This window comes from Deinococcus rhizophilus (assembly GCF_030271215.1).
GTDB lineage: Bacteria > Deinococcota > Deinococci > Deinococcales > Deinococcaceae > Deinococcus > Deinococcus rhizophilus.
In genome coordinates this window covers 1-382 of sequence record NZ_JASNGB010000425.1, presented here as the reverse complement: position 1 = coordinate 382, position 382 = coordinate 1, and the positions used below count along the sequence as shown (strand labels likewise).

Sequence of the window (382 nt, the reverse complement as noted above, 5' to 3'; positions counted from 1 at the left end):
GGTCGCAGGGCCGCGACGTGCGGGTCGTGAACCGGACCCCGGCCCGCGCCGAGGCCCTCGTGCGGGACCTGGGAGGCCGGGTGCAGGCGGCCGGAGACGTGCCCTGGCCGGGCGTGACCCTGCTGGTCAACGCGTCGAGCGCGGGCCTGGACGCCCCGGAGGAAACGCCCCTTCCTGGCCTCGACCTCTCCTCCCTTGATTCCCAGGCCTTCGTGTACGACATGGTCTACCAGCCTCAGGCAACGCGGCTGCTGCGGGAGGCCCGCGCCGCCGGACTCCGGGCCGAGAACGGGCTGTCCATGCTCGCGCATCAGGCGCGGCTGGCCTTTCTGGCCTGGACCGGGGCCGACGTGCCTGCCCCGGTGTTCCGCGCGGCGGCGGG

At 75.1% G+C, this 382-nt stretch carries 1 protein-coding gene; it reads left to right on the top strand.

Translation table 11 applies throughout. The features are described from left to right. Positions 1-382, top strand: a 382-nt coding sequence (locus QOL99_RS17685; RefSeq protein ID WP_407650219.1) for a shikimate dehydrogenase family protein, incomplete at both ends; no start/stop codon positions are given.